The 17,925-nt window shown below is 61.9% G+C and carries 20 protein-coding genes; 6 read left to right on the top strand and 14 right to left on the bottom strand.

Annotation, left to right across the window (positions count from 1 at the left end; all coding sequences use genetic code 11):
• Window positions 1-63 precede the first annotated feature (63 nt).
• On the top strand, window positions 64-837 hold the full coding sequence (locus DNK06_RS11865; RefSeq protein WP_131180223.1) for an alpha/beta hydrolase: 774 nt from the start codon (window positions 64-66) through the stop codon (window positions 835-837).
• A gap of 242 nt (window positions 838-1,079) precedes the next feature.
• On the opposite strand, the gene DNK06_RS11860 is transcribed toward DNK06_RS11865, so the two are convergent.
• Both DNK06_RS11860 and DNK06_RS11855 read right to left on the bottom strand, forming a co-directional pair.
• Complete coding sequence (locus DNK06_RS11860) at window positions 1,080-1,955, bottom strand: MBL fold metallo-hydrolase (protein ID WP_207389984.1); 876 nt, start codon at window positions 1,953-1,955, stop codon at window positions 1,080-1,082.
• A gap of 18 nt (window positions 1,956-1,973) precedes the next feature.
• Window positions 1,974-3,104: a cysteine desulfurase family protein gene (locus DNK06_RS11855; protein ID WP_131180222.1), complete on the bottom strand. Its 1,131-nt coding sequence runs from the start codon at window positions 3,102-3,104 to the stop codon at window positions 1,974-1,976.
• Window positions 3,105-3,331: 227 nt separating this feature from the next.
• Here DNK06_RS11855 and DNK06_RS11850 point away from each other — a divergent pair, with 227 nt between their 5' ends.
• Together DNK06_RS11850 and DNK06_RS11845 are read left to right on the top strand one after the other, a co-directional pair.
• Window positions 3,332-3,796: an Lrp/AsnC family transcriptional regulator gene (locus DNK06_RS11850; RefSeq protein ID WP_131180221.1), complete on the top strand. Its 465-nt coding sequence runs from the start codon at window positions 3,332-3,334 to the stop codon at window positions 3,794-3,796.
• Window positions 3,797-3,872: 76 nt separating this feature from the next.
• Window positions 3,873-4,097 carry a hypothetical protein gene (locus tag DNK06_RS11845; protein ID WP_131180220.1) on the top strand — a complete coding sequence of 75 codons (225 nt, stop codon included), beginning with the start codon at window positions 3,873-3,875 and terminating at the stop codon, window positions 4,095-4,097.
• A gap of 42 nt (window positions 4,098-4,139) precedes the next feature.
• Here the strand turns inward: DNK06_RS11845 and amn are convergent, their stop codons facing one another.
• Window positions 4,140-5,615, bottom strand: a complete 1,476-nt coding sequence (gene amn / locus DNK06_RS11840) for an AMP nucleosidase (RefSeq protein WP_131180219.1) — start codon at window positions 5,613-5,615, stop codon at window positions 4,140-4,142.
• A gap of 74 nt (window positions 5,616-5,689) precedes the next feature.
• Window positions 5,690-7,027, bottom strand: a complete 1,338-nt coding sequence (locus DNK06_RS11835; protein WP_131180218.1) for an aminotransferase-like domain-containing protein — start codon at window positions 7,025-7,027, stop codon at window positions 5,690-5,692.
• An 81-nt stretch (window positions 7,028-7,108) separates the two neighbouring features.
• On the opposite strand from DNK06_RS11835, the gene DNK06_RS11830 reads away from it, so the two are divergent.
• On the top strand, window positions 7,109-8,059 hold the full coding sequence (locus tag DNK06_RS11830) for a threonine dehydratase (RefSeq protein WP_131180217.1): 951 nt from the start codon (window positions 7,109-7,111) through the stop codon (window positions 8,057-8,059).
• A 147-nt stretch (window positions 8,060-8,206) separates the two neighbouring features.
• Here DNK06_RS11830 and DNK06_RS11825 read toward each other — a convergent pair whose 3' ends face one another.
• The 9 genes from DNK06_RS11825 to rplM all read right to left on the bottom strand — a co-directional run bounded on the left by DNK06_RS11825 (window position 8,207) and on the right by rplM (window position 14,510).
• Window positions 8,207-8,404, bottom strand: a complete 198-nt coding sequence (locus DNK06_RS11825; RefSeq protein ID WP_131180216.1) for a CsbD family protein — start codon at window positions 8,402-8,404, stop codon at window positions 8,207-8,209.
• Between the two features lie 61 nt (window positions 8,405-8,465).
• A complete protein-coding gene (locus DNK06_RS11820; RefSeq protein WP_131180215.1) occupies window positions 8,466-8,831 on the bottom strand; it encodes a BON domain-containing protein in 366 nt (121 codons plus the stop codon).
• A gap of 364 nt (window positions 8,832-9,195) precedes the next feature.
• On the bottom strand, window positions 9,196-9,609 hold the full coding sequence (locus DNK06_RS11815; RefSeq protein WP_131180214.1) for a ClpXP protease specificity-enhancing factor: 414 nt from the start codon (window positions 9,607-9,609) through the stop codon (window positions 9,196-9,198).
• Between the two features lie 49 nt (window positions 9,610-9,658).
• A complete protein-coding gene (locus DNK06_RS11810; protein ID WP_131180213.1) occupies window positions 9,659-10,276 on the bottom strand; it encodes a glutathione S-transferase N-terminal domain-containing protein in 618 nt (205 codons plus the stop codon).
• Window positions 10,277-10,508: 232 nt separating this feature from the next.
• Window positions 10,509-11,291 (bottom strand): cytochrome c1, encoded by a 783-nt coding sequence (locus DNK06_RS11805; protein ID WP_131180212.1) that lies wholly within the window; start codon window positions 11,289-11,291, stop codon window positions 10,509-10,511.
• Window positions 11,291-12,517 carry a cytochrome b gene (locus DNK06_RS11800; RefSeq protein ID WP_131180211.1) on the bottom strand — a complete coding sequence of 409 codons (1,227 nt, stop codon included), beginning with the start codon at window positions 12,515-12,517 and terminating at the stop codon, window positions 11,291-11,293. Before DNK06_RS11800 ends, DNK06_RS11805 begins: the two co-directional genes overlap by 1 nt.
• Window positions 12,517-13,110, bottom strand: a complete 594-nt coding sequence (gene petA / locus DNK06_RS11795) for a ubiquinol-cytochrome c reductase iron-sulfur subunit (protein WP_131180210.1) — start codon at window positions 13,108-13,110, stop codon at window positions 12,517-12,519. The genes DNK06_RS11800 and petA overlap by 1 nt, the downstream gene beginning before the upstream one ends.
• 564 nt (window positions 13,111-13,674) lie before the next feature.
• A complete protein-coding gene (rpsI, locus tag DNK06_RS11790; RefSeq protein WP_013789890.1) occupies window positions 13,675-14,067 on the bottom strand; it encodes a 30S ribosomal protein S9 in 393 nt (130 codons plus the stop codon).
• Between the two features lie 14 nt (window positions 14,068-14,081).
• Window positions 14,082-14,510: a 50S ribosomal protein L13 gene (rplM, locus tag DNK06_RS11785; protein ID WP_042556349.1), complete on the bottom strand. Its 429-nt coding sequence runs from the start codon at window positions 14,508-14,510 to the stop codon at window positions 14,082-14,084.
• A 246-nt stretch (window positions 14,511-14,756) separates the two neighbouring features.
• Here rplM and DNK06_RS11780 point away from each other — a divergent pair, with 246 nt between their 5' ends.
• Window positions 14,757-15,794 carry an NADP(H)-dependent aldo-keto reductase gene (locus DNK06_RS11780; protein WP_131180209.1) on the top strand — a complete coding sequence of 346 codons (1,038 nt, stop codon included), beginning with the start codon at window positions 14,757-14,759 and terminating at the stop codon, window positions 15,792-15,794.
• 264 nt (window positions 15,795-16,058) lie between these two features.
• Here the strand turns inward: DNK06_RS11780 and nfi are convergent, their stop codons facing one another.
• Complete coding sequence (gene nfi / locus DNK06_RS11775) at window positions 16,059-16,766, bottom strand: deoxyribonuclease V (RefSeq protein ID WP_131180208.1); 708 nt, start codon at window positions 16,764-16,766, stop codon at window positions 16,059-16,061.
• Window positions 16,767-16,895: 129 nt separating this feature from the next.
• Between nfi and DNK06_RS11770 the strand changes: the two genes are divergently transcribed.
• A complete protein-coding gene (locus DNK06_RS11770; protein ID WP_131180207.1) occupies window positions 16,896-17,918 on the top strand; it encodes a GlxA family transcriptional regulator in 1,023 nt (340 codons plus the stop codon).
• Window positions 17,919-17,925 lie beyond the last annotated feature (7 nt).

Raw genomic sequence — 17,925 nt, 5'->3', positions numbered from 1 at the left:
GACCGATACCCGCTGAGCAGGCCTGTCAGCAAAATTTGAGCTCCCTACACAGGAGCTTACCCAATGAAAACATTCAGATCGCAAATCGTCACCGCCGTCTTCGCGCTGGCAAGCCTGCTGGTAGTCAGTGTCAGTCAGGCCGAAGATGCAACGCCCTCCGTGGTGATCGTACATGGGGCATTCGCCGACGGCTCCGACTGGGCCAAGGTAGTGCCGTTTCTTCAGGCCGAAGGGGTTGCGGTAACGGTAGTACAGAACCCGCTCACCTCTCTTGCCGACGACGTGGCCGCTACGCAAAGAGCGCTGGACAACCAGCCGGGCCAAGTAGTGCTGGTCGGGCATTCGTGGGGCGGCACCGTGATCAGCGAGGCCGGTAGCCACGAGAAAGTGAGCGCACTGGTGTACGTCGCAGCGTTCGCGCCCGATGCCGGACAGGCCAGCGGCGAACAGGGCAAGGGCGCGCCTACACCTCCGGGCATCAGTCAGATCAAGGCAGACGGCAACGGTTTCCTCTATCTGACCCCGGAAGGCATGGCCAAGGACTTCGCCCAGGATCTCCCATCGGAGCAGACCGCCGTCATGGCCGCGACGCAAGGCCCCATCAAGGCATCCGCCTTCGATGACAGAACGACGGTCGCGGCCTGGAAGACCAAGCCTTCCTGGTATGTACTCGCCACCGACGATCGAATGATCCACCCCGAGGTTCAGCGAACCGCCGCCAAGCGTATCGGCGCTACCTTGACTGAGCTGCGCACAAGCCATGTTCCACAGCAGTCGAAACCTGAAGAGGTCGCCGAGGTGATTCTCAATGCGGTACGAAACGCTGGCGAGCAGTGATCGCCGCTCACTGGCATGACTGATCGCGACGTCACTCGCTGTATCGATATGGGTTGCCCGCGGTGTCTCCGAGCAGGTGAGTAAGGTGCGCACATCCCTGTGCTGACAACCACGTAGGCGAAAAGGAACTGGCACGTACCGCCGAGTAATGCTGCTGACTCCCTGCCCCTGGTGCTCATCGAGCATCAGGGGCCTTTTCTTTCACAGCGGGCAAGTCGGCGGCGAACGATGGCGCAAACCGCTCAGCAAGCCTGCAATGCCCAGCGATAGCGCACCCCAGCCACCTCTCCTGCAGGCAGGACGCCTGCACGAAGATTCCATAGCAGGGCGGGGATCAATAATCTGGGTGGCTCCAGGCCTGCATCCCGCTCTTCTCGCCATTCGATGAATTGCGCTGCACTGACACCTTCATGCATGTGCTGGTTATGCACACGCTGCTCCTCCACGGAGCACCAAGCCTGTGGCGCTCGATCCTGCGGGTAGTCGTGGCACATGAACAAGCGAGTATCGCCCGGCAGCTCGAGCAAACGTCGAATGGAGCGATAAAGCTGAGCAGCGCTGCCGCCAGGAAAATCGCAGCGCGCCGTTCCAATATCTGGCTGGAACAGGGTGTCGCCGATGAACGCCTGCCGTTCACCTATCAGGAAGGCCGTGTCAGCCGGTGTATGACCTGGCACGTGCAACGCCCTGGCCGACAACGAGCCGATGGTGAAGTGTTCGCCGGGGGCGAGCAGGTGGTCGAACTGCCCGCTCGCCTGGCAGTAATCCTCAGGCAGATCGAAGCGCACCTGAAAGGTACGTTGCACCTCGCGGATACTCCGGCCGGCAGCGATCCTGCCGCCGCTACGATCACGCAGATAAGCCGCGGCGGTGAGGTGGTCGGCATGGATATGGCTTTCCAGGATCCACTGCACCTGTAATCGCTTGGCCTCTATCGCCCTCAACAAGGCATCCGCCGGAGCGCTATCGAGCAGACCAGACTCGGTGTCATAGCCGAGCACCGGATCGATCACCGCACAGGCGCTGCCAACGCCAGCATGGACAAGATGGCTGAACGTCGATGTCTGTGGGTCGAAGAAGCTTTCGACCTGCAGTGCCCCCTCTCGCACAATGCTCATCGAGCCATCACTGACTCGTCACTCAGGCAGACAACGGCGAATGGCATCGATGGCCTGCTCGACATCGGCGAGCGTGGTGTAGCGGCCAAGGCTCAGGCGGATGCTGCGATACGCCTGGGTATCATCCAGGCCGAGCGCCAGCAGCACATGGGACGGTGCACTGCTGGCCGAGTTGCAGGCCGAAGTGGACGAGAACGCCAGCGTCCCCAGCAGATTCTCGGCATCGAACCAGGGATGGTCGATGCACAGGTTGAGGGTATGCGGCACACGCTTCTCGGCACAGCCGTTGAGGCGCACGCCGGGCAGCGCCAGCAGGCCTTCGCGCAACTGCGCGCAGAGGTGAGCGATGCGCTCGTTCTCTTCGGCCATGAGCTCGCCAGCGAGGGCGAACGCGCTGCCCATACCAACGATCTGGTGAGTGGCCAGAGTACCGGAACGCAGCCCCTGCTCGTGTCCACCGCCGTGGATCTGCGCCTGGATCAGCGGACGTGCGCGCTCACCGACGTAAAGCGCGCCAATACCTTTGGGGCCGTAGGTCTTGTGGGCGGAAAAGGACATCAGATCCACCGACAACGTGGACAGGTCGATCGCCACCTTGCCGGTGGCCTGGGCGGCGTCCACATGGAACAGCGCCCCTCGCTGGCGAACCAGCTCGCCTATCGCGTCGATATCGGTCAGCGTGCCGAGTTCGTTGTTGATCAGCATCAGCGAGACCAACAGAGTGTCGTCCCGCAAGGCAGCCGCGACAGCCTGCGGCTGGATGATGCCGTCGCTATCGGGCTGCAGCCAGGTCACCTCGAAGCCCTCGCGCTCCAGTTGCCCGGCGGTATCCAGAACGGCCTTGTGCTCCAGGCGGCTGGTGATGATATGCCGACGCGTATCGGCAATCGCGGCAACGCCCTTGAGCGCCAGGTTGTTCGACTCGGTCGCCCCGGATGTCCAGACCAGACGATCCGCACTCGTGCCCACCAGCGCCGCCACCTGCTTGCGCGCCTTCTCGACGGCGAGACGGGCACGCTGACCGAAGGAGTGGGAGGCGGAAGCGGGGTTGCCGAAAACCACATCACGGCCCATGCATGCCAGCATGTCCTGAATGACCGCGTCGTCGATGGGGGTGGTAGCGGCGTAATCGAAATAGAGTTCTGGCATAGGGGTAACGGCCGTTGCAGTAGGTAAAAGGCGCCGCGTAGACGGCGTTGTCGGGGGACACATGCTAAGAGAGCAGAACGTGAAAAACTTTGATATTTCGCTGTTCGCAGGCCCATGAAACGGAATAAATTTCCCACCTCGCTAAAGTAATCGAAATTATTTTCCACACTTAGCCCGTTTCATACTGACGATATTCCCCAATCGTCTTATCAGGAGTTTTCCCGACCGTGGACAAGTTCGACCGAGCCCTCCTCGCGCTGCTACAGCAGGACTGCACCCAACCGCTGGGCGAGATCGCCGAACGCGTCGGCTTGAGTAACACGGCCTGTTGGCGGCGCATTCAGAAACTCGAGGAAAATGGCGTGATCGGAGCACGGGTCGCTCTGCTCGATCCACGACAGGTCGGTGTGCCAGTGACGGTTTTCGCGTTCGTGCGCACCAATCAGCACAACGCCGAGTGGCTGAAGCACTTCCACAGACAGGTGGCCGAGATCGACGAAGTGGTGGATTTCTACCGCATGGCAGGCGTCACCGATTACCTGTTGCGCCTGGTGGTGCCCGACATCGAAGGCTACGACGCGGTGTACAAGCGCCTGATCGAAATTCCCGGGATCGCCGACATCAGCTCCAGCTTCGCCATGGAGCGGATCAAATCGACCACCGCACTGCCGCTGCATCAAGTGGGCAAATGAGCGACTGACGGGCGACTGGCGAAACTGCGGATTCCGGGTTAGTTTGGCCGCCCCGTTACCCACGACGATTTCCGCCATGTTCCCACGCAACCTTCATCGCCTGACCATTCTCGGCCTGGTGTTTTTCATCCTCGGCCTGATCGGCGTCGTGTATGCGCTGTACGCCATCTACAGCGGGCCACGCCCCGCTGATCCGGATCTGACCCGCAGCCTGGTCGTGGCTGCGGGCATGCAACTCACCGGTTACGTGCTGCTCAACCGCAACCGCTGGCGGATGATGTTCGGCAAGCCGAAGAAGTAGCGCCGAGCCCGCTCAGCGTGAGCCTGGAGCCTTCGGCGGCCTTCAGCGGAATGGCGGCTCATCGAAGCTGCGCAGCTTGCGCGAGTGCAGCGAGTTGAGTTGCCCGCGCAGCAGATCCAGGGCGGCGATACCGATGTGCAGGTGCTGGGTCACCGCCCGCTCGTAGAAGGCCCCCGCCGCGCCCGGCAGCTTGATCTCGCTGTGCAACGGTTTGTCCGATACGCATAGCAAGGTGCCGTAAGGCACCCGCAGGCGATAGCCCTGGGCGGCGATGGTGCCGCTTTCCATGTCCACCGCGACAGCCCGTGACAGGTTGATCAGCGGCCGTTCCTGAGCCCAGCGCAGTTCCCAGTTACGGTCGTCGTAGGTCAGTACGGTGCCGGTGCGAAGACGACGCTTGAGATCGTCGCCGCGCTCGCCGGTGACCTGGGCGGCGGCATCCTGCAGCGCCTGCTGCACCTCGGCCAGGGCCGGCAGCGGAATGTGCGGCGGCAGTACCCGGTCGAGGATACCGTCGCGGCGCATGTAGGCGTGGGCCAACACGTAGTCGCCGATGGTCTGCGACTGACGCAGGCCGCCGCAGTGGCCGATCATCAGCCAGCAATGCGGGCGCAGCACGGCCAGGTGGTCGGTGATGTTCTTGGCGTTGGACGGACCGACGCCGATGTTGACCAAGGTGATGCCATCGCCATCGGCGGCCTGCAGGTGGTAGGCCGGCATCTGGTAGCGGTGCCAGACCACGGTCTCGATGATCGCCTGCATCTCGCCTTCGGGCATACCGCGTTCGATGACCACATTGCCCGGCAGCACCATGCGCTCGAAGCGCGACTCGCCATTGAGCATATCCAGCCCGTTACGGATGAACTGGTCGACATAGCGGTGATAGTTGGTCAGCAGAATCCACGGCTGCACGTGGCGCCAGTCGCTGCCGGTGTAATGCACCAGGCGACGCAGGGAAAAATCCACGCGGGCGGCGTCGAACAGCGCCAGCGGCAGCGGATCGGTATTTTCCCAGTCGTACAGGCCATCGGCAGTGCCATCGGTGGCGGCCGACAGGTCGGTGCTGGGGAATACCCGCGCCAGTTCTGCCGCCGTCACACCGGAACCGGCCAGCTCATCGCCCTGCTCCACCACGTACGGATAGGGGATGTACTGCTGGCTGACGCCGACTTCGACCGTCAGGGTGAAGTCCGCCATCAGCGGTTGCAGCTGCTCCAGCAGGTATTTACGGAACGCGGCCGGGTGGGTGATGGTGATGCTGTAGGTGCCGGGCACCTGCACCTTGGCGTAGGCGCGCACCGTGGTCGGTACCTCCCCCTGGCACAGGTAGGTCAGACGCAGTTCGGGGTAGCGGAACAGTTCGTGCTGCTCGGCATCCGGGCGAATACGATCCTTGAGGTAGCGCTTGAGGGCCTGGCTCAGGCCTTCGGTGGCGCGCTGGTGCAGCGCGGCCAGACGTTCGACGGCTTCTTCGGCAGAGTTGACGACGATAAAAGCGCCGTCTGTGGAAAGGGACATGCACGGATCCTTATCGTGGAATTCACGGAACATAGCTGACACGCATTACAGCCTGGGTGCAAGTGCGCCGATCATTACGGCCAGGCGACAACGATGCGCTCCAGCGCCTGCTTGAGTTCCGCGCGACTGCGGGCGGCGGCCAGGCTGATGCGGATCGCACTGGCCGACGCTGGGCCAACGGCGAACACCTCGGCCGGCACCACTTCGACACCGGCGGTTCGGCATTCAGCAGCCAGGTCACGGCTATCCGCGGCCTCCAGCCACAGGTGCGGCGCAACCTCACGGCCCTGGGGCATACGCGCCCCGAGCACCCGCGTGGCAAGGCGCCAGCGCTGCTGCAATTCGTCGCGTTGCCAGGCCAGCTTGCGCGCCGCGGTGCCATCCTCGATCCACTCGCAAGCGAGGGCCAGACAGAGTGGCGAAACCGCCCAACCGGTGGCGTGCCCTTGCGGATCGATGCGTTTGAGCAGCGCCTCCGGCCCGTGCACGAAGCCCAACCGCAGCCCTGGTGCGACGGTTTTCGACAGGCTGGTGACCAGCAGACTATGCGCCGGCACCGACGCGGCGAGCGGCGCCTGACTGCCCAGCGCGCCATAGACGTCATCCTCGATCAGCCACAACCCATGGCGCTCCACCAGCTCGGCGATGCGCTGGCGACGTTCGGCATCCATGCTGCTGCCCGTGGGGTTCTGCAGGCAAGGCGTGAGCACCAGCACCCGCGCGCCGGTGGCACGCACCTGACGGTCGAGATCCTGGGGGAGGATGCCACGCCCATCCATCGCCACAGCATGCAGCGGCAAACGCAACTGCCGTGCTGCGGCCTTGATACCCGGCGCGGTGAAGGCTTCGACCAAAACCGGATCGCCCGGCTCGCACAGCGCCAGCAGCGCGGCGGAAACACCCTGCTGGGCACCGGCGCAGAGCAGTACCCGCGACGGCGGAGTGTGCAGGCCGCGCTGCTGCAGCCACAGACTACCGGCCAGCCGCCCACGCATTTCCAGCTCGGCCGGCGCGTAGGCCTGCAACGCATCGAGGCGGCCCTCCTCGATCAGCCGCTGCAGGGTACGCGACAGGTCATCGCTGTCGCCATCATGCACCGGCACATTGGTCGACAGGTCGATGCCCTGCGCCGGCTGACCAGGCTGCTTGAGGTGAAACAGGCTGGCTTCGTGGCTATCCGCCAACACATAGGTGCCGCGGCCGACCTCGCCGGACACCAGGTGCCGGCGGGCGGCTTCCCGATACGCCTGCATCACCGTGCTCGGGTTGATGCCCAGCGTCCAGGCGAGCCGACGCTGCGGCGGCAGGCGCTCACCGGGCTTGAGCTCGCCCTTGCCGATGGCACTGGAAATCGCCTCGACCAGCGCCAGGTAGGTGGGCAACGAACTGCCTTGCAGATCAGGTAACCACATTGTTTGCCATGCAATATAAATATTTACCCATACAATGACAGGGCCGTAGCATCAGGTCAAAGCCACTCGGGAGCCCCCAAGATGTTCGACCTTGCCGCGCTACGCCAAGCCGCCACTCTGATTCGCCCGAGCGTCCCGGCGACGCCACAGTTCGCCTGGCCGCTGCTGGCCGAACGACTGGGCTGCGAAGTGTGGGTCAAACACGAGAACCACACGCCGACGGGGGCCTTCAAGGTGCGCGGTGGCCTGGTCTATGTGGATGCGTTGATGCGCCACGAGCCGAACACCGTCGGCCTGGTCTCGGCCACCCGCGGCAACCACGGGCAGAGCATGGCACTGGCCGCACGCAAGGCCGGGCTGCCGATCAGCATCGTGGTGCCGCTGGGTAACGCCCGTGAGAAGAATGCCGCCATGGCCGCGCTGGGCGCCGAAGTGATCGAATACGGCCGCGACTTCGACGAAGCTCGCGCCAGAGCCGCCGAGCTGGCAGAGCGGCGCGGCCTGCATTTCGTACCCTCGCTGCACCCGGATCTGATTCGCGGCGTGGCCACCTATGCCCTGGAACTGTTCGAGGCGACACCGCCGCTGAAACGCATCTACGTGCCCATTGGCCTGGGCTCGGGTATCTGCGGGGTGATCCGCACTCGCGACCTGCTCGGCCTGGATACCGAGGTGATCGGCGTGGTATCGAGTACTGCCGATGCCTACGCACAGAGCTTCGCCGCCGGGCGAGTCATCTGTACCGACAGCGCCGACACCATCGCCGATGGCATGGCCTGCCGCGTGCCGCAGCCCGAGGCGCTGGAGATCATCCGTGCCGGTGCTGCACGTATTGTGCGAGTCGATGACGACGAGATCCGCCAGGCCATTCGCATCCTCCACGAAGACACCCACAATCTCGCCGAAGGCGCAGGCGCCGCGGCCCTGGCGGCGTTGATCCAGGAACGCGAGGTCAATCAGGGCGAGCGCGCGGCTGTTGTGCTCAGCGGTGCAAATATCGACCGCGCAGCGCTGGCCTCGATTCTGGCGTGAGCGCCATGAGAGGAGAAACGACCGCTGAGGCTTAGAACCCGCGGCTCAATGAGACATTGACGGCCACGACGCTTGAAAACAGAAAGCCCCGGCATTGTGGCCGGGGCTTTCTGCGAAAACGGTGGCGTATCAAGCGCCAGCGGCAAGTCAGTACTTGCTGCGGAAATCTCGCAACTCATCTTCTGCCTTTTCCTTGGTCCAGCCGTAACGCTCCTGCAGCTTGCCAGCCAGGTATTCGCTATGGCCTTCGGCGACATCCAGGTCGTCGTTGGTCAGCTTGCCCCAGCGGGCTTTGATATCACCGCTGAGCTGCTTCCACTTACCTTTGATAATGTCGGAATTCATGATTCAGCTCTCCTGTACACAGGGAAGAAAGCAGGCTCATGGAGCCTGCCCGGAAACATGATCAGTCGGCAGTTTTCAGGCCATCAGCGGAGACTGCTTGTACACCTTTGATTTCTTTGGCTTTGGCGACAGCGAGATCACGCTCGGCTTCAGTAGCCACCACACCAGACAGGGCAACTACACCCTTGTTGGTTTCGACCTTGATGTCCAGGGCGCTGAGGCCATCGTCTGCCAGGAAGGTAGACTTCACTTTGCTGGTGATCCAGGTGTCGGACACGGCTTCTTCAGCTTTGTCCATGGTGTTGGCAGCCAGCATGGTCGGCTGGGTGCTGCTGTAACTGTCAGCGAAAGCGGTACCCGCCACGGACAAGCTCAGGGCGGTCGCAGTGATAGCGGCAAAGGCGAACTTATTGATTGGCTGTTTCATGGGTATCACTCCTGTTAATTCGAAGGAGCCACCGACACTGGTAAGCAGTGGCTTCCCCCTTACTATCGCAAGCGCTGTGCCAGGTTTTTGAATGATAAATTACTCATACAAATCAATAAGTTAAAAATAAACCCAATACTGTTTTCCGTGCAAACTGCATGTTGAAGAGAAATGCCTCAGGCAGATTGCACGAAATCCCTAAAGCAATTGCCGGCCTTGCGAATAGTCTGCCGCAAACATAAAAAAATGGCCGGGAGCCATTTTTAACGTCGCTTGCGACGGCCAAGGAGCCGCCAGGGATGGCAGGCCATAAAAAATGCCGGTCAATTGACCGGCATTTCGATTCGCGACCAGAGGCAGCGGCTTATTTGACGACCTTGAGGCTGGGTCGTCCGCTCGGCCGCGGTGGTTCGTCGTCAGGCGGGCTCTGCTCTTCTTCTACCTCCTCGATGTCGCTCTGCGCGACCGGCGGCTCCAGGTCGAAGACCATGCCCTGGCCATTCTCCCGCGCATAGATAGCCAGCACGGCAGGCGATGGCACGAACAGGCTGTGCGCGACGCCACCGAAACGCCCCTCGAAGCTCACCGCATCGTTATTGATGGCCAACTCGCGCACGGCGCTGGGCGATACGTTGAGCACGATCTGCCCGTCGCTGACGAAACCCGGCGGTACCTTGACGCCCGGGTACTCGGCGTTGACCAGCAGATGGGGCGTGCAATCGTTGTCGACGATCCACTCGTAGAGTGCACGAATCAGATAGGGACGACTGGAGTTCATCAAACCTCCTGGGCTTGGACACGCCGCCTGGGGCGCGCACGGGAATGGGTTAACGCATGTCACGTTCGACGTCGGACAGGCTCTGGCGAAAGCTCTCGCGAGCGAACTGCCGATCCATGTAGTCGAGCAGCGGTTTGGCCGGTTTTGGCAATTCGATCCCCAGCACCGGCAGGCGCCAGAGAATCGGCAACAGGCAGCAGTCTACCAAGCTCAGCTCGTCGCTGAGAAAAAATGCCTTTTCGGCAAACAGCGGCGAAACGCCGGTCAGGCTCTCGCGCAGTTCCTTGCGCGCCTGGACGCGAGCGGCCTCCTTGCTGCGTGGATCGAGGATCAGGTCGACCAGCGAGCACCAGTCGCGCTGAATACGGTGCATCAGCAGGCGCGTGTTGCCGCGTGCCACCGGATACACCGGCATCAGCGGAGGATGGGGATAACGCTCCTCCAGGTACTCCATGATCACCGTCGGCTCGTACAGCGCCAGGTCACGGTCGACCAGGGTCGGCAGGCTCGCGTAAGGATTGGCCTCCAGCAACTTGGTTGGAGAGCGGCCCTGCTCGACGCTGATGATCTCCGCGACGACGCTCTTTTCAGCAAGCACGATGCGTACGCGATGGGAATAGTGGTCGGCGGGGTCGGAATAACAGGCCAACCTATTGGTCGCAGCCAAGGCGATCCTCCAGATTCTTAGAGCACAAAAAATCGCCGGAGCGCTTGTTGAAGTCGCCCGCGACGGCCCGTAAGGGCGACCGCCAGGGATGGCAGGCCACAAAAAATCGCCAGGAGCGATTTTTGACGTCGCTCGCGACGGCCCGAAGGGTGGCCGCCAGGGATGGCAAGCCACAAAAAAACCTGCGTCCCCCCCAGGGAAGCACGCAGGTCGGCCATGATACCGGATGCGGTCAGTGCACGTCTTTCCAGTACTCGCGCTTGAGCAGATAGGCGAACACGAAGAAGAACGCCAGGTACAACAACACATAGGTGCCGATGCGCCGCATATGCAGCTTGTTCGGATCCGCCGAGTAGGCGAGGAAGGTCACCAGGTTACGCACCTTGTCATCGAACGCCTGCGGGCTGAGCTTGCCGCTGTTGGGCTCGAGCATCAGTTGGTCACAGGCTTCGTGGGTGAGTGGCGTGCCGGTCAGTGGGTCGTACTGCTTCTTGCCGTTCTCCACCACCTGTACCTGCTTGCAACCCATGTACTGACGCCCCTGCAAGCCACCCAGCACGTTGGGCATGCCAACGTTGGGGAACACCAGGTTGTTGGCGCCCAGCGGCCGCCCCGGATCGTCATAGAAGGTACGCAGGTAGGTGTACAGCCAATCGTTACCGCGAACCCGGGCGACTAGGGTCAGGTCGGGCGGCGCGGCACCGAACCAGCGTTTGGCATCCTCGGGGGTCATGCCGATGTTCATGTGATCGCCGATCTTGGCATCGGTGAACACCAGGTTTTCCATCATCTGCTCTTCGGAAACGCCGATATCCGCGGCAACCCGCTCGTAGCGCTGGAACTTGGCGCTGTGGCAACCCATGCAGTAGTTGGCGAAGGTACGCGCGCCATCCTGCAGCGCCGCCTTGTCGGTCAGGTCGATATCGGCCTTGTCCAGCGCCACGCCATGACCACCGGCCGCCAGGGACAGAGCAGGCAGCAATGCGACTACCCATGCAGCAAATAGCTTTCTCATCAGCCTGTCACCCTTTCAGGAACCGGTTTGGTCTTTTCCATCCTGGTGTAGAAAGGCATCAGGATGAAGTACGCGAAGTACAGGAAGGTGCACACCTGCGACAGCAACGTACGGCCCGGGGTCGGCGGCAAGACACCCAGCACGCCGAGGATGACGAAGGACACGCAGAACACCAGCAACCAGATCTTGCTCAGCCAGCCTTTGTAACGCATCGAGCGAACCGGGCTGCGATCCAGCCAGGGCAGCACGAACAGCACGGCGATGGCGCCGCCCATGGCGATCACCCCCATGAGCTTGTCCGGGATCGCCCGCAAGATCGCGTAGAAGGGCGTGAAGTACCAGACCGGCGCGATATGCTCGGGCGTCTTGAACGGGTTGGCCTGTTCGAAGTTGGGCTTCTCCAGGAAGTAGCCGCCCATTTCCGGAAAGAAGAACACCACGAAGCAGAACACGAAGAGGAACACCACCACGCCGACGATATCCTTCACCGTGTAGTACGGGTGGAAGGGAATGCCGTCGAGCGGAATGCCGTTCTCGTCCTTGTGCTTCTTGATGTCGATGCCGTCCGGGTTGTTCGAACCGACCTCGTGCAGCGCCAGGATGTGCAGCACCACCAGGCCGAGAATGACGATCGGCAGGGCCACCACATGCAGGGCGAAGAAGCGGTTGAGGGTGATGCCGGAAATCAGGTAGTCGCCACGGATCCACTCGGTCAGCGCATCGCCGATGAACGGGATGGCGCCGAACAGCGAGATGATCACCTGGGCGCCCCAGTAGGACATCTGCCCCCACGGCAGCAGATAACCCATGAAGGCTTCGGCCATCAGCATCAGGTAGATCAGCATGCCGAAGATCCACACCAGCTCGCGGGGCTTCTGGTACGAACCGTAGAGCAAGCCGCGGAACATGTGCAGATAGACGACGATGAAGAACGCCGACGCGCCGGTCGAGTGCATGTAGCGCAGGATCGCGCCGTGGGGCGTATCGCCAGTGCGCACGTCGCGCATGATGCCTTCGACCGAGGCGAAGGCGCCTTCGGCCGTAGGCGTGTAGCTCATGGTCAGCCAGACGCCGGTGAGCAACTGGTTGACCAGTACCAGCAGGGCCAGGGAGCCGAAGAAGTACAGGAAATTGAAGTTCTTCGGTGCGTAGTACTTGGCCAGATGGTCGTTCCACATCTTGGTGGCGGGAAAACGTGCATCCACCCACTCCATGAATTTGCTCATCATGCTTGCTCCTGATCCACGCCGATGATGATCACGTCAGCCGACTCGTAAGTGTGCGGCGGCACCGGTAGGTTCAGCGGTGCCGGCTGCGACTTGTAGACCCGGCCGGCGAGGTCGTAACGCGAACCGTGGCACGGACAGAAATAGCCGCCGACCCAGCTCTCGCCGAGATCGGCAGGTGCCACCTCGGGGCGGAACGACGGCGCGCACCCCAGGTGGGTGCAGAGCCCAACCAGCAGCAGAATCTCGGGTTTGATCGAGCGAGTCTTGGGATCGACGTAGGCCGGCTGTACGGAGTTCTTGGAATTCGCGTCGGCCAATTGCCCTTCGATCCTGGCGAGGTCGCTCAGGATCGCCTCGGTGCGCCGCATGATGAACACCGGCTGCCCGCGCCACTCGGCGACCATCTGCTGCCCGGGTTCGATCTTGCCGACATTCACCTTGACCGGAGCACCTGCGGCCTTGGCCTTGGCGCTCGGATACCACGACCCCACAAACGGAACTGCAGCCCCCACCGCTCCAGCAGCCCCAACCACTGAAGTGGCTGCCACCAGAAAGCGACGCCGGCCCGCATTCACGCCGTCATTGCTCATTCAGTCGTCTCCCATCGGCTTTCCGGCCTGTTGTTCAGGCCTCTAATAAGTAAGTGTTGGTCGCGCGGAAAAGCGGCCAGATGGTCATGAAAAACCTTTCGAGAAGGATGTTTCCGAAAGGCCGAAACCCTTGCAGAGCGTGAGCTGCAACGCTGCGGTACAGGGCCGCAATCGATTCGACGTTCATCAAGGACTTTAATCCATTCCCACAGCCCGACGGCCGGAGCAGGTTATTACCTGCCGCGTCGCCCAAGGGCGATTGATGGACAGAAGCCCCCGATGCTCGTGCATCCAGATCAGCTTGGCTGCAATCCGGCGCGAGATTCGCACAGGCTGGCGGGGCGACTCATGACGCGCATCAACGAAGCGATGAGTAGGCTGAAACGCCGGTGCTCGAGCGGAGCAGACAGGAATAGGCGTGGCCTGAAGCAGAAATGAAAAAATGGCCGGGAGCCATTTTTAACGTCGCTTGCGACGGCCCGCAGGGTGGCCGCCAGGGATGGCAGGCCATAAAAAAAGCCCAGCTCCGTGAGGAAACTGGGCGTTTTCGAGTACCGCAGCGAATTAACGCTTGGAGTACTGAGGACGCTTACGCGCTTTACGCAGACCAACTTTCTTACGCTCGACTTCACGAGCATCGCGGGTCACGTAGCCTGCTTTACGCAGAGCCGGACGCAGAGTCTCGTCGTAGTCCATCAGAGCGCGGGTGATACCGTGGCGGATCGCACCAGCTTGACCGCTCACACCGCCACCGATAACGGTAACGTAGATGTCGAATTTCTCGACAGTCTCGGTCAGCTCCAGCGGCTGGCGAACTACCATGCGGGCAGTTTCACGACCGAAGAAGGTGTCCAGGGTGCGGTTGTTGATGGAGATCTTGCCAGTGCCCGGACGCAGGAAAACGCGTGCGGTTGCAGTCTTGCGACGGCCAGTGCCGTAATTTTGAGTCGCCGACATAATGAACTATTCCGTTAAATCTTCAGTTCTTGGGGCTGCTGAGCAGTATGAGGGTGAGCAGCGCCCGCATAGACTTTCAGCTTACGGTACATGTCGCGACCCAGCGGGTTTTTCGGCAGCATGCCTTTAACCGCGGTCTCGATCACGCGCTCAGGCGCCTTGGCGATCAGCTTGTCGAAGCTGATCGACTTGATGCCGCCCGGGAAACCGGAGTGCGAGTAGTACATTTTGTCGGTGGTCTTGGCACCGGTCACACGAACCTGCTCGGCGTTGATGACGACGATGTAGTCGCCGGTGTCAACGTGAGGGGTGTACTCGGGCTTGTGCTTGCCACGCAGGCGGCTAGCGATTTCAGTAGCCAGACGACCCAGGGTCTGGCCAGCAGCGTCGATCACAAACCAGTCGCGCTTTACTGTTTCTGGTTTAGCGGTAAAAGTTTTCATTCTTTATAGCCTCAGGGGCCGCCCTGCAAAATTAGACGGCGGATCTTACTGAATAGTGCGTACTTTGACAAGTCAAAGGCAGCCGGATGCGGGCGCTATCGGGGGCTCGGGTCAGCGCGTCCGCGTACGGCAAGATTCTTCGGCAGGCGGCGCATCACTTCCACCGCAGAAAGAGGTGCCGAATTATGCCGATTGCGAAAAAAATTTCAACCTGCTTGTATGCGCTTTTTGTCAGAGGACTCTCCAATGGAATACTGCCAGCTCGGCCGAACCGATCTCAATGTCAGCGCCTTGTGCCTGGGCACCATGACCTGGGGCGAACAGAACGACGCTCCCGAGGCGTTCGCGCAGATCGATCGCGCCAAGGCCTACGGCATCAATTTCATCGACACCGCGGAGATGTACCCGGTACCACCACGGGCAGAGACCTACAGCAAGACCGAACAGATCATCGGTGAATACTTCAAGCAACGCGGCGACCGTGCCGACTGGATCCTGGCCAGCAAGATCGCTGGCCCCGGCAATGGCATCACCCACATCCGCGACAGCCAGCTCAAGCACAACCGCCAGCACATCGTGGCCGCCCTGGACGCCAGCCTCGAGCGCCTGCAGACCGACTGGATCGACCTCTACCAGCTGCACTGGCCGGAGCGGCCGACCAATTTCTTCGGCCAACTCGGCTACAACCATCAGGACAGCGACTTCACGCCCGTGGAAGAAATCCTCGACGCGCTGGATGAGCAGGTCAAAGCCGGCAAGATCCGCCATATCGGCCTGTCCAACGAAACCCCGTGGGGTGCCATGAAGTTTCTGCAACTGGCCGAAAGCCGCGGCATGTCCCGCGTGGTTTCCATCCAGAACCCCTACAACCTGCTCAACCGCAGCTTCGAGGTGGGTCTGGCGGAAGTGGCGATTCGCGAGCAGTGCGGCCTGCTGGCCTACTCGCCCCTGGCGTTCGGCATGCTCTCCGGCAAGTACGAAGGCGGCGCCCGCCCGGAAAACGCTCGCCTGAGCCTGTTCAGCCGCTTCGCCCGTTACAGCAATCCGGAGGCCGAGGCGGCCTGCTCGCGCTACGTGGCATTGGCGCGCGAGCATGGGTTGGATCCGGCACAGATGGCCCTGGCGTTCGTCACCAGCCGTCCGTTCGTGACCAGTAACATCATCGGCGCCACCTCGCTGCAGCAGTTGGAATCCAACCTGGCGAGCAGCGAACTGAAGCTCAGCGACGCGGTGCTGGAAGGTATCGAAGCGATTCACAAGGCGCAGCCAAATCCGGCGCCCTGACTTTTCGGGGTTAGCGGTGGTCTGAAGCTCCCCCTTCAGTCATGTAGGGTGGATCGGGGCGCGTAGCTGACGCTGTTTTCATCCACCACCACGGTTACGGATCGGGCCGCGCAGGCAAGCGTCGTCCACCCTACTCAATGAAATCGAGAATGCCTTTTGATGCCGAATTGGCGCTTGCGAGGTAACGGGCAAGACGGTATCTACAACCTCACACGCTGTAGGGCGGGCCTCAGCCCACCAAATCCGCACGCCATACAAACCTGCCTAAAGAAGCTTCGCCCCCTTGGTATCACGCCGTGATGCCAGTCGGTCGGCCAGCCGCGTCGGCTCCGGTAGCCGATAGCCGTTCCCCCAACTCAACACCAGCTCTGCCGCACGATCCATGCTCACCCTGTGGCCCGGCGACACGATCAGCGGTCGCACCTTGCGCTTGCTGCGCAGCACCCAGCCAATCTGCCGCCCCTGACGATCGAACAACTCGACCTTGTCGCCCCGCTCTTCCCCCAGTTCGGCGTGATGACCGGTAAGAATCTTCTTCGCCACACCGATGGTCGGCCGACCGCTGACCACACCGAGATGCGCAGCGATACCCAGTCCCCGCGGGTGCGCAATGCCGTGGCCATCGACCACGATCAGATCCGGCTCCTGTGGCAACCCCGCCAGCGCGTCGATCAAGGCCGGCAACTCGCGAAACGACAACAGACCTGGCACATACGGCATGCTGGTGGGAATTCGTGCCACGCACTCGGCTATCGGCTGCAAGGTCTCGGCATCGAGCAATATCGCCGCAGCGCGGGTGATGTCGCCGCCCTCCTCGAAGCCGACATCGACGCCCGCCAACAGCCGCAGTGGAGGATAGTCATCCTCCAGACGTACCTGCTCGGCCAGTTGCTTCTGCAGGATTCTCGCTGCGGCCGGAGTGCCATCCCAGTCGGCAAACGGCGAGGCGGCGAGTTCGGAAAAGGCGATCATGGCGACGGCTCCCAAGGCAAAGGTTACAAGACCGGACTGGACGCAGCCAGGATAAAAGAAGACGATTCAGCCATAGCCTGACGGCTTTACCATCAGGCTGACCCAATCACTCGAATAAGAACAACAGCCATGCCCAGCCTGCCATCCTCGCTCACTCGCGTGAGCATCCTCGCCACGCCCGGCGTATTCGCTTCGACCCTCATGCAAGCCAGAGATTTCTTTCATATGGCCGGCCTGCGTCACGGCAAGCAGCAGGGCCTGGGTCTGGTGCCGACCTTCGAGGTTCGCCTGGTCAGCCCGGACGGCTTGCCGGTGCGCAGTTTCAGCGACGTTCAGCTCCCCGTGGACGGCCCGCTCGACAATGAGTCGGAGCTGATCATCCTGCCGGCGTTCTGGGACGATTACGACGCGTTGTGCAACCGCTACCCGCACGTGTTCGACTGGCTGCGCGAGCGCCACGCAGCAGGCGCCAGCCTGTGCGGGGAAGCCAACGGAGTGTTCTGGATGGCCGCCAGCGGGCTCCTCGATGGCAAGGAGGCGACCACCTGCTGGCGGTTCTTCGGCGAGTTCGCCAAGCGCTTCCCGGCGGTCATCCTCAATCAGGACAAGCACCTCACCGACGCCGACAACCTCTACTGCGTGGCCGGCCCGACCTCGGCCTGTGACCTGTACATTTACCTGATCGAACGCTTCTGCGGCACCAGCGTGGCCCAGAGCGTAGCCCGCGACATCCTCTATGAAGTGCGCCGCAACTACACACCGGGGCGTATCGGCTTCGGCGGCCAGAAGCAGCATCAGGATCCGAAGATCCTGCAGATCCAGCAATGGCTCGAGGATCACTTCGCCGAGCGCTTTCGTTTCGAAGACGTGGCCCGCGAGCACGGCATGAGCATTCGCAACTTCATGCGCCGCTTCCATGCCGCCACCGGCGACAAACCGCTGTATTACCTGCAGCGGCTGCGCATCGAAACGGCCAAGGGGCTGTTGTCATCCTCTCCGAAAAGCATCAAGACCGTCAGCTACGAGATCGGTTACGACGATGCGAGCTTCTTCGCCCGGCTGTTCCGCCAGCACACCGGCCTGTCGCCGAACCAATACAGACAGCGGCAAGCTGCAAGCCACAAGCTGCAAGCAAAGGCACAGCCCGACTAACGCCGGA

The sequence above is a fragment of the Phytopseudomonas daroniae genome (assembly GCF_004327285.1).
Taxonomy (GTDB): Bacteria; Pseudomonadota; Gammaproteobacteria; order Pseudomonadales; family Pseudomonadaceae; genus Aquipseudomonas; species Aquipseudomonas daroniae.
Note: the sequence above shows the minus strand (reverse complement) of the source record. Positions and strands in the feature narration are given on the sequence as shown.

Excerpts from the sequence above, each read along its gene's own strand:
- rpsI (WP_013789890.1), bottom strand. The coding sequence starts at position 14,067 with ATGTCGGCGACTCAAAATTACGGCACTGGCCGTCGCAAGACTGCAACC.
- DNK06_RS11780 (WP_131180209.1), top strand. The coding sequence starts at position 14,757 with ATGGAATACTGCCAGCTCGGCCGAACCGATCTCAATGTCAGCGCCTTG.
- DNK06_RS11820 (WP_131180215.1), bottom strand. The coding sequence starts at position 8,831 with ATGAAACAGCCAATCAATAAGTTCGCCTTTGCCGCTATCACTGCGACC.
- DNK06_RS11835 (WP_131180218.1), bottom strand. The coding sequence starts at position 7,027 with ATGTGGTTACCTGATCTGCAAGGCAGTTCGTTGCCCACCTACCTGGCG.
- petA (WP_131180210.1), bottom strand. The coding sequence starts at position 13,110 with ATGAGCAATGACGGCGTGAATGCGGGCCGGCGTCGCTTTCTGGTGGCA.
- DNK06_RS11865 (WP_131180223.1), top strand. The coding sequence starts at position 64 with ATGAAAACATTCAGATCGCAAATCGTCACCGCCGTCTTCGCGCTGGCA.
- DNK06_RS11815 (WP_131180214.1), bottom strand. The coding sequence starts at position 9,609 with ATGAACTCCAGTCGTCCCTATCTGATTCGTGCACTCTACGAGTGGATC.
- DNK06_RS11855 (WP_131180222.1), bottom strand. The coding sequence starts at position 3,104 with ATGCCAGAACTCTATTTCGATTACGCCGCTACCACCCCCATCGACGAC.
- DNK06_RS11860 (WP_207389984.1), bottom strand. The coding sequence starts at position 1,955 with ATGAGCATTGTGCGAGAGGGGGCACTGCAGGTCGAAAGCTTCTTCGAC.
- DNK06_RS11800 (WP_131180211.1), bottom strand. The coding sequence starts at position 12,517 with ATGAGCAAATTCATGGAGTGGGTGGATGCACGTTTTCCCGCCACCAAG.
- amn (WP_131180219.1), bottom strand. The coding sequence starts at position 5,615 with ATGTCCCTTTCCACAGACGGCGCTTTTATCGTCGTCAACTCTGCCGAA.
- DNK06_RS11830 (WP_131180217.1), top strand. The coding sequence starts at position 7,109 with ATGTTCGACCTTGCCGCGCTACGCCAAGCCGCCACTCTGATTCGCCCG.
- DNK06_RS11770 (WP_131180207.1), top strand. The coding sequence starts at position 16,896 with ATGCCCAGCCTGCCATCCTCGCTCACTCGCGTGAGCATCCTCGCCACG.
- rplM (WP_042556349.1), bottom strand. The coding sequence starts at position 14,510 with ATGAAAACTTTTACCGCTAAACCAGAAACAGTAAAGCGCGACTGGTTT.
- DNK06_RS11845 (WP_131180220.1), top strand. The coding sequence starts at position 3,873 with ATGTTCCCACGCAACCTTCATCGCCTGACCATTCTCGGCCTGGTGTTT.
- DNK06_RS11805 (WP_131180212.1), bottom strand. The coding sequence starts at position 11,291 with ATGAGAAAGCTATTTGCTGCATGGGTAGTCGCATTGCTGCCTGCTCTG.
- nfi (WP_131180208.1), bottom strand. The coding sequence starts at position 16,766 with ATGATCGCCTTTTCCGAACTCGCCGCCTCGCCGTTTGCCGACTGGGAT.
- DNK06_RS11825 (WP_131180216.1), bottom strand. The coding sequence starts at position 8,404 with ATGAATTCCGACATTATCAAAGGTAAGTGGAAGCAGCTCAGCGGTGAT.